The following is a 10,584-nucleotide window of genomic DNA, read 5'->3' as shown; positions in this document are numbered from 1 at the left end:
GCTGGCGGGTCGGGGTGTTCCGCACCTGGTGTTGACCAGTCGGCGTGGTGTGGCCCCGGACGGTCTGGTGGAGGAGTTGTCCGGGCTGGGCGCACGGGTCACGGTCGCTGCCTGTGATGTGGCTGACCGGGATGCCCTGGCCGGGGTGATCGACGGTGTGCCCGTGGATCTGCCGCTGACCGGAATTGTGCATGCGGCGGGTGTGGTGGATGACGGGTTGTTGGAGGGTTTGTCGGGGGAGCGTTTGGTGTCGGTGATGGCGCCGAAGGTGGATGGGTTGGTGAATCTGGATGTGGTGACGTCGGGTTTGCCGGTGGAGTGGTTGGTGGTGTTCTCGTCGTTGGCGGGGACGGTGGGTAGTGCGGGTCAGGGTAATTATGCGGCGGCCAATGCGTGTGTGGATGCGTGGGTGGAGTGGCGTCGTGGGCGTGGTTTGCCGGCTGTGTCGGTGGCGTGGGGTCCGTGGGCCGAGGGGGGTATGGCGGCCGACGGTGTGGTGGTGGAGCGGTTGCGGCGTGGTGGTGTGCGTCCGTTGGACGTGGAGTTTGGTTTGCGGGTGTTTGGTGAGGCGGTTCGTGGTGGTGTGGATGTGACGGTGGCGGATATCGACTGGGAGCGTTTTGTTCCTGGGTTCGTGGCGGCGCGTCCCAGTCGTCTGCTGGCGGAGCTTCCCGAAGTAGCCGCTGTCGCACCGGTGTTGCCGGCGGGTGACGGTGGGCCGAACCTGCGGGAGCAGTTGGCAGTGGTTTCGGCCGGGCAGCGACAGCAGGTTCTGCTGGATCTGGTGCGCAGTCAGGCCGCTGCGGTGCTGGGTCATTCCGGGATGCAGGCGGTGGAGCCGGATCGCGCCTTCCGGGATCTGGGCTTCGACTCGCTGATGGCGGTCGAACTGCGCAACCTGCTGTCCGCGCAGACCGGGCTGCGACTGCCCACGACCCTCGTCTTCGATCATCCGACGCCTGACGCCCTCGTCGACCACCTCCGCACGGAACTCACCCCTGGCGAAGCGCAGCAGGCGGCCTCGATAGCCGAGGAGATCGACCGCCTCGAAACGTCCCTGCTGACGCTGTCCCGCGCCGAGGGCGAACGGTTCGACGTCTCGGGCCGGCTGCAGGCCCTCCTGGCGAACTGGCGTAAGGGCACTGCCCCGGACGAAGAAACAGTCGCCGACGACGTGCTGGACCAGGCGGCCAGCGCCGACGAAGTACTGCAGCTGATCCAGAAGGAATTCGGGGGACCGAAGTGAACAGCGTTCAGACACCTCCCGTGAAGGGCGACGGCCATGGCGGATGAAGCACAGCTCCTCAACCAGCTCAAGTGGATGACCACGGAGCTGCGCCAGGCCCAGCGGTCGCTGCGCCAGGTCGAGGAACGCGAACACGAGCCGATCGCCGTCGTCGGTGTCAGCTGCCGCTTCCCCGGCGGTGTCCGCTCCCCGGAAGACCTCTGGCGGCTGGTCCGCGACGGCGTCGACGGCATCGGCGACTTCCCGGACAACCGTGGCTGGAGCGACGAGGGCGACTTCGTCCGTCAAGGCGGCTTCCTTCACGACGCCGACCGGTTCGATGCGTCGCTGTTCGGGATATCGCCGCGCGAGGCGCTTGCCATGGACCCGCAGCAGCGTCTGCTGATGGAGTCGGCCTGGGAGGTCTTCGAGTCCGCGGGGATCGACCCGAAGTCGCTGCGGCGTACCCGGACCGGCGTCTACGTCGGCACGAACGGCCAGGACTACGCGTCCCTGTTGAACGCCGACGAGGCGGAGGGCTACGTTTCCACCGGCGCCAGCGCCAGCGTGATCTCCGGCCGGGTGGCATACGCGTTCGGGCTGGAGGGCCCGGCGGTCACGGTGGACACGGCGTGCTCGTCGTCGCTGGTGGCACTCCACCTGGCGTCGCGGGCGCTGCGGTCGGGGGAGTGCGGGCTGGCACTGGCCGGCGGTGTCACGGTGATGTCCACCCAGGCGGCGTTCGTGGAGTTCGACCGGCAGGACGGGCTGGCCGCCGATGGCCGCTGCAAGGCGTTTGCGGCAGGGGCCGACGGAACGGGCTGGGGTGAGGGCGTCGGCCTGCTGCTGTTGGAGCGGCTCTCGGATGCACAGCGCAACGGACACCGGATCCTCGCGGTGGTCCGTGGCAGTGCGATCAACCAGGACGGTGCGTCGAATGGTCTGACGGCGCCGAACGGTCCGTCGCAGCAGCGGGTGATCCGGCAGGCGCTGGCGAATGCCCGGCTGACCGGCGCGGACGTCGACGTGGTGGAGGCGCACGGGACCGGAACGCGGCTGGGTGACCCGATCGAGGCTCAGGCACTGCTGGCCACGTACGGTCAGGAGCGGGGCGAGACCGGTGAGCCGTTGTGGCTGGGGTCGGTCAAGTCGAACATAGGTCACACCCAGGCAGCTGCGGGTGTCGCGGGCCTGATCAAGATGGTCATGGCGATGCGGCACGGTGTGCTGCCCGCGACGCTTCACGTCGATGAGCCGTCGCCGCAGGTGGACTGGTCGGCGGGCGCCGTGGAGCTGCTGACCGAGACACGTCCGTGGCCTGGAGCGGATCGTCCGCGGCGTGCGGGGGTCTCGTCGTTCGGTATCAGCGGTACCAACGCCCACGTCATCCTCGAACAGGCTCCGGAGCCGGAACCGATGGCTGTGACGCGGCAGGCGCCCGGGCCGGTGCCGTGGCTGGTGTCGGCGAGGTCCGAGGCAGCGTTGCACGTGCAGGTGGAGCGGCTGCGGGAGTTCGTGGCGGAGCGTCCCGAGCTGGACGCGGTGGACGTCGGCTGGTCGCTGGCCACCACCCGGGCCGCGCTGGAGCACCGTACGGTGTTGGCTTCCGAGGGGACGCTCGCCGCTGGTGCCGCGCGCGAGGGCCGGACCGCATTTCTTTTCACTGGTCAGGGTTCGCAGCGTGCGGGGATGGGCCTGGGCCTGTACGAAGCGTTTCCGGTGTTCGCCGAGGCCTTCGATGCGGTGTGTGCCCGGCTCGACGTCCGGCTGGGGCGCCGGCTGCGCGAGGTTCTGGCCGATGGGGTCGGTCTCGATCAGACGATGTGGGCGCAGGCGGGCCTCTTCGCTCTCGAGGTCGCTCTGTACCGGCTGGTGGAGTCCTGGGGTGTCGCCCCGGATGTGCTCCTGGGCCACTCGCTGGGTGAGATCAGCGCGGCGCATGTGGCCGGGATCCTCGACCTGGACGACGCCTGCGTGCTGGTCGCGGAGCGCGGCCGCCTGATGCGGGCGCTGCCGGCCGGCGGCGGCATGCTCGCCGTCGAGGCGACCGAGGCCGACGTCGCCGGTTCCGGCCTGGACATCGCCGCCGTGAACGGCCCGAACTCCGTGGTCCTCTCCGGCCCCACCGAGGCCATCGAGCGGTACGCGGCCGAGTGTGCTGCCCGCGGCCTGCGGTTCAACGTCCTGTCGGTGTCGCACGCCTTCCACTCGGCCCTGATGGAACCGATGCTGGACGAGTTCGCGACGGTCCTGGCCGGGCTGACCTTCCGCCCGGCCGAGATCCCGATCGTGTCGAACCTGACCGGCGCGGTGGCCGAGCCAGGTGTCATGCAGCGGCCGGAGTACTGGCTGAACCAGGTGCGGCAGGCGGTGCGTTTCGCCGACGGTGTCACAGCCCTCGAAGCGATGGGTGTGACGCGGTACGTGGAGCTGGGGCCGGACGGTGTGCTGTCCGGCATGGCTCAGGAGACGGTCACGGGCGCGGAGTTCGTCCCTGTCCTGCGTAAGGACCGCGATGAGACGGACACGGCCTTGGGCGCGGTCAGCCGCCTGTGGACGTCCGGAGTCGACGTCGAATGGACGAAGCTGTTCGCCGGCTGGGGCGGCAAGGTCGTTGATCTGCCGACGTACGCGTTCCAGCAGCAGCGGTTCTGGCCGCAGCCGAACCCGGGTGCCGGAGACCTGGCCGCTGTCGGCCTGACGAGTGCTGGGCACGCCTTGCTGGGTGCGACAGTAGCGCTCGCCGACGGGGATGCGGTGGTCCTGACCGGCCGGCTTGCGCTGGGTGCACAGTCCTGGCTGGCTGATCACCTTGTGCTGGACCAGGTTGTGGTGCCAGGTGCCGCGTTGGTGGAGATGGTTCTGCGGGCCGGCCAGGAGGTGGGCTGCGGTCTGCTGCGGGAGTTGGTGCTGCGGGCACCGCTGGTGCTGCCCGAGTCCGGGGGCGTGCAGGTCCAAGTGTGTGTCACCGGACCGAATGAGTCCGGAGACAGACCGGTTGAGATCTACGGCCGGGTGGACAGCACGGACGAGTGGACGTTGCATGCTTCGGGATCGCTGGCTGAACAGGTCGGTGCGGAGGCTGACTTCGATCTGAGTGTGTGGCCCCCGCAGGGTGCGGACGCGGTGCATGTCGACAGGTTCTACGAGGCGTTGGCCGAGGTGGGCTTCGGTTACGGCCCGGTGTTCCAGGGTGTTCAGGCCGTATGGCGCGACGCATCCGGTGTCTACGCCGACGTGGTGCTGCCGGAGCCGGGAGTGGGCCAGGTCGACAGATTCGGCATTCACCCGGCGCTGTTGGACGCCGCGCTGCATCCGGCCAATCTCCTGTCCGAAGGGCCGGGGGAGCAGGGGCCCCGGCTGCCGTTCGCCTGGTCGGGTGTGGAGTTGTTCGCGGTCGGGGCGACCACGCTGCGGGTGGCGATCCGCCCCGAGGGCGAGGGCATCACCGTGCAGGCGGCCGACGGGACCGGTGCGCCCGTCGCCGTCGTCCGCTCGCTGGTGTCGCGTGAGGTGTCGGCGGAGCAGTTGTCGTCGCCCGGGCACGTGGATGAGGCGCTGTTCGCGGTGGAGTGGGTGACGGTGCCGCCGGGCACTGGTGCCACCGGCGACGCCGGGGAGGCTCCGGCGTGGACGGTGCTGCCGGCTGGTGACGGTCCGGTGGAGCAGGTGCTGGGTGAGGTCCTGCGTGGTGTGCAGGACTGGCTGGCGGACGAGGGCACGTTCGGCTCCCGTCTGGTGGTGCTGACCTGCGGCGCGGTCCCGGCCGATGCCGGTGAAGCCGTCGACCCGGTGGGTGCGGCGGTGTGGGGCTTGGTGCGCTCGGCGCAGTCGGAGCACCCGGACCGGATCGTCCTGGTCGACACCGAGGAGCAACTGGACCTGGCGCTGTTGGCCGGTGTCGACGAGCCGCAGGTCGCCATCCGTAACGGTGCGCTGTTGGTGCCTCGCCTGACCCGGGCCGGCGGCGGTGGGCTGGTGCTTCCGGACGACACCTGGCGCCTGCTGCCCGGTACGGACGGAACGCTGGAGTCTCTCCATATCGAGACATCCGGCACGCTCCCGCTGGAATCCGACCAGGTGCGGGTCGAGGTCCGCGCGGCAGGTGTGAACTTCCGGGACGTGCTCCTCGGGCTGGGAATGTACCCGGAGCCCGGAGTGATGGGTTCCGAAGCGGCCGGTGTAGTCGTCGAAGTGGGCCCCGGCGTCGACGACCTTCACGTCGGGGACCGGGTGTTCGGCTTCTTCACCGGTGTGTTCGCCGCCGAGGCGGTGACGGACCGGAAGCTGCTGGCCCGAGTGCCCGAGGGTTGGTCCTGGGCGCAGGCGGCGTCGTTGCCGGTGGTGTTCGCGACGGCCTGGTACGGGTTGCGGGATCTGGCCGGGGTCAGGCCCGGTGAGTCGGTACTGATCCACGCGGCCGCCGGCGGCGTCGGCATGGCCGCCGTCCAGCTGGCCCGGCATTGGGGACTGGAGATCTACGCCACCGCCAGTCCCGGCAAGTGGCCCACCCTCATCGCCAACGGAGTCGATCCGTCACGGATCGCGTCCTCCCGCGACCTCGACTTCGAGGAACACATCCGCACCGCAACCGGCGACCAGGGCATCGACGTCGTCCTCAACTCCCTGGCGGGCGAGTTCGTGGACGCCTCCCTGCGGCTGCTGGCGCCGGGTGGCCGGTTCCTGGAGATGGGCAAGGCTGACGTACGCACCGGTCTCGACGTTCCGTACTTCGCGTTCGACCTGTCTGAGGCGGGTCCGGAGGGCATGGGCCGGATCCTTGCCGAGGTTGTAGCTCTGTTCGAGCAGGGTGTGCTCGAGCCGCTCCCTCTGACGGTATGGGATGTGCGTGCAGCGGTCACCGCCTGGCGTCACATGGCGCAGGCCAAGCACATCGGCAAGAACGTCCTGTCCTTCCCCGCCCGCTCGAACCCCGACGGCACCGTACTGATCACCGGCGGCACCGGCACCCTAGGGGGGCTGCTGGCCCGCCATCTGGTCACCGAACACGGCATCCGTCACCTGCTTCTGCTCTCCCGCCAGGGATCCGCCGCGCCTGGCGCGTCCGATCTCGTCGCTGCTCTCGCCGAGCTGGGTGCGCAGGCGCGGATCGTGGCCTGCGACGCTGCCGACCGCGACGCTCTCGCAACCGTCCTCGCGGACATCCCCACCGAGGCCCCGCTGACCGGCGTCGTGCACGCGGCGGGTGTTCTCGACGACGGGGTGTTCACCGCCCTCACTCAGGAGCGCCTGGAAACGGTCCTGCGGGCGAAGGCCACCGCTGCCGCGAACTTGGACGAGCTGACCCGCAACACGGACCTCGCGATGTTCGTCCTCTACTCCTCGGCGTCGGCGACCTTCGGTACTCCGGGTCAGGCCAACTACTCGGCTGCCAACGCCTACCTCGACGCCCTTGCTGTCCGTCGTCGTGCGGAGGGCCTGCCCGGCCTTTCCCTCGCGTGGGACATGTGGCAGCAGGCCAGTGCGATGACCGGTCATCTGCAGGACCGGCTTGTACGGGGGCTGCCGACGGAGCAGGCGCTGTCGTTGTTCGACATCGCACTGGGCCGTGCGGAGGCGCAGTTGGTTCCGGTCAATCTGGATCTGGCGGTGGTGCGGGCGGCCGGAGAGGTTCCGGCGTTGCTGCGTGGCCTGGTGTCGGGCCGAGTGCGGCGTGCGGTTGCGCGGGCGTCCGGTACCGGTCTGGCGCTCATACAGCGGCTGCGGTCGGTTCCCGAGGGCCGGCGGCTGCCGATGCTGCTGGAGTTGGTGCGCGGCAGCGCCGCGACGGTGCTGGGACATGCTTCTGCCGACGCGGTCGGTGAGCGGCAGGCGTTCAAGGACCTGGGCTTCGACTCGCTCACCGCGGTGGAGCTCCGCAACCGGCTTACGGCGGACACCGGTCTGCAACTGCCCGTGACACTGGTGTTCGACTATCCGAATCCGACTGCCCTCAGCGACCATCTGCTGACACAGTTCCTCGGTGCGTCGGACACGTCCATGGAACCGATGCGACAGCTCACTGTGACGGGTACCGACGAGCCGATCGCGATCGTGGGCATGGCCTGCCGGTTCCCCGGCGGAGTTACGTCGCCGGAGCACTTGTGGAACCTGGTCGCCGACGGAGTGGACGGCATGTCCCCGTTCCCGACGGATCGCGGTTGGCCCACGGACCTGACGAGCCGAGCCGTCGGCGTGGGCGGATTCATCCAGGACATGGACGGCTTCGATGCCGAACTGTTCGGCATCTCACCGCGCGAGGCCATCGCCATGGACCCGCAGCAGCGGCTGGTGCTCGAGTCGGCCTGGGAGACCTTCGAGACCGCGGGGATGGACCCCCGGTCGCTGCGGGGCCGTAGCGTAGGCGTGTTCGCCGGTGCCGCCTCCTCCGGGTACGGAGTGAACGCGCGGCTGCCGGAAGGCGCCGATGGACACCAGGTGACCGGCAGCACGACCAGTGTGATCTCCGGCCGCATCGCCTACACGTTCGGGCTGGAGGGCCCGGCGGTGACGGTGGACACGGCGTGTTCGTCGTCGTTGGTCGCCCTTCATCTGGCCACTCAGGCGTTGCGGGGCGGTGAGTGCGAGCTTGCGTTGGCCGGCGCAGTGACGGTGATGGTCACGCCGGGCATGATCGCGGAGTTCGACCGGCAGGACGGGCTGGCCGGCGACGGGCGCTGCAAGGCATTTGCCGCGGCGGCCGACGGAACGGCCTGGGGCGAAGGTGTCGGCCTGCTGCTCCTGGAGCGGTTGTCGGACGCGGAGCGTAACGGGCATCAGGTGCTGGCGGTGGTGCGCGGCAGTGCCGTGAACCAGGACGGTGCGTCGAACGGTCTGACGGCGCCGAATGGTCCGTCGCAGCAGCGGGTGATCCGGCAGGCGTTGGCGAATGCCCGGTTGACCGGTGCGGATGTCGATGCCGTGGAGGCGCATGGGACCGGCACGCGGTTGGGCGATCCGATCGAGGCGCAGGCGTTGCTGGCGACGTATGGCCAGGACCGCGACGAGGCCGGTCCGTTGTGGCTGGGTTCGGTGAAGTCGAACATCGGGCATACGCAGGCGGCTGCGGGTGTTGCGGGTGTGATCAAGATGGTGATGGCGTTGCGGCACGGTGTGTTGCCGGCGACGTTGCACGTGGATGAGCCGTCGCCGGAGGTCGACTGGTCGGCGGGTGCGGTGGAGCTGCTGACGGAGTCCCGTCCGTGGCCTGAGGCCGACCGGCCGCGGCGTGCGGGTGTGTCGTCGTTCGGGATCAGTGGCACGAACGCGCATGTGATTCTGGAGCAGGCTCCGGTCCAGGCTCCGGTTCCGACTGCCTCTGTTTCGGGTGTGTCGGCGTGGGTGGTGTCGGCGAAGTCCGAGGCCGGGTTGCGTGCGCAGGTGGAGCGGCTCGGGGCGTATGTCGCGGGCGATGCTGGGCTGGATCCGGTGGATGTGGGGTGGTCTCTGGCCACGACGCGGGCGGCGCTGGAGCATCGCGCCGTGGTCGTCGGCGAGAGCCGCGAAGAGCTCCTGGCCGCCCTGCCCACGGCCGCTGAGGCCACTGCGGGTTCTGGTGGTGTGGTGTTCGTGTTCCCGGGACAGGGCTCGCAGTGGGTCGGCATGGCAAGGGAGTTGTGGGATTCCTCGCCGGAGTTCCGTGAGCGACTGACCGAATGTGAAACGGCGCTGGCCCCGTATGTCGACTGGTCCCTCACCGACGTCGTCCTGCACGACGGTGATCTGGACCGGGTGGATGTGATCCAGCCGGTGCTGTGGGCGGTGATGGTGGCCCTGGCGGAGGTGTGGCGGTCTGCGGGCGTGGTGCCGTCCGCGGTGGTGGGCCACTCGCAGGGTGAGATCGCGGCTGCGTGTGTGGCGGGCTGGTTGTCGCTGGATGACGCGGCACGGGTGGTGGCGTTGCGGTCGAAGGCGCTCGTTGCTGTGGCCGGTGGCGGGGGCATGGTGTCCGTGGCGGCCGGGCGGGATGCGGTCGAGGAGCTGACGTCGGACCGGGTGTCGGTGGCGGCGGTGAACGGCCCGTCCTCCACCGTGGTCTCCGGCGATGACGACGCCCTGGACGCGTTCATGGCGGAGTGCGAGGGGCGTGGGATCCGCACGCGTCGGGTCCCGGTGGACTACGCGTCGCACTCGTCGTGGATGGATCAGCTGCGGGAGCGGATCCTTGCGGATCTGGCCGGGCTGACCCCTGCTGTCGGTACGGTTCCGATGCTTTCCACGCTGACCGGTGTCGCCGTCGAGGGCGGTCTGGATGCCGGGTACTGGTTCGACAACCTGCGTTCCACGGTGGAGTTCGAGACTGCGGTCCGTTCCCTCCTCGAGCAGGGCATGCGCACCTTCATCGAGGTCAGCGCGCACCCCGTTCTGACGGTGGGTGTGGAGGAGACGGTTGACGCGGCTGGAGTCGAGGCCGTGGTGCTGGGCACGCTACGGCGTGGTGAGGGCGGGATGCGGCGTGTCCTGGCCTCCTTCGGCGAGGCATGGACAGCCGGCGTCGACGTGGACTGGTCTGCGGTGCTCACCGGCCGCCAAGTCCCGCTTCCTACTTATGCGTTCCAGCATGAGAGGTACTGGCTGGATGTCCCGTCGCCGTCTGTCCAGGATGCCGCCGGGGTGGTGGATCCGGTCGAGTCCCGGTTCTGGGATGCGGTGGAGCGCGGTGATCTGGACGAGCTTGCGGGCACGCTGCAGTTGTCGGAAGCCCCGCAGTTGTTGGGTTCGGTGGTTCCGGCGTTGGCGTCGTGGCGCCGGGAGCGGCTGCAGCGGTCCGTCATCGACACCTGGCGCTACCGGGTGGTGTGGAAGCCGTTGGAGACTGCGCCTGTCACCACGGTGTCGGGTACCTGGTTGGTGGTGGGGCCTGAAGACGGTGATGTGGCCGGGGCGTTGACCGCTTCGGGTGGCGAGGTGGTGGGCCTGGCGGTGGACGCGGTGTCGGACCGTGCCGCTCTGGCCGGTCAGATCGCCGAGGCTGGGGATGTGCGTGGTGTGGTGCTGGTTGCCGGGTCGGCTTCGGCGGGCCTGGCTGCTGGTGGTGGTGTGGTCGCGGATGAACTCACCGGTCTGACGGTGTTGTTGCAGGCGTTGGGTGACGCCGGGGTCGACGCGCCGTTGTGGGTGGTGACGCGGGGTGCGGTCGCTGTGGGTACCTCGGACCGGGTGGTTGATCCGGTGCAGGCTGCGGTGTGGGGACTGGGCCGGGTCGCGGCCCTGGAGTTCCCGCAGCGCTGGGGCGGCATGATCGACCTGCCCGAGGCCCTGGACATGCGGGCGGGCGCCCGGCTGGTGGGCGTCCTTGCTGCTGAGGGTGGTGAGGACCAGGTCGCGGTCCGCGGTTCCGGGGTCTACGGACGCCGCAT

At 69.6% G+C, this 10,584-nt stretch carries 2 protein-coding genes (1 of these 2 running past the window's edge); both read left to right on the top strand.

Going from position 1 to position 10,584, the window contains the following annotated elements; translation table 11 throughout:
• Window positions 1–1,246: KR domain-containing protein (locus tag ACFW9O_RS19510; protein WP_384610820.1), on the top strand; the 1,246-nt coding region annotated here is incomplete at its 5' end.
• Window positions 1,247–1,282: 36 nt separating this feature from the next.
• Window positions 1,283–10,584 carry the 5' portion of a type I polyketide synthase gene (locus tag ACFW9O_RS19505; protein ID WP_384610818.1) on the top strand. Its footprint extends 21,982 nt past the window's final position, so only the first 9,302 of its 31,284 coding nucleotides appear in the window; the start codon lies at window positions 1,283–1,285; the stop codon falls past the right edge of the window.

It is taken from the genome of Streptomyces sp. NPDC059499 (assembly GCF_042749285.1).
In the GTDB taxonomy this organism is placed as follows: domain Bacteria; phylum Actinomycetota; class Actinomycetes; order Streptomycetales; family Streptomycetaceae; genus Streptomyces.
This window is presented reverse-complemented; position numbering and strand designations above follow the sequence as displayed.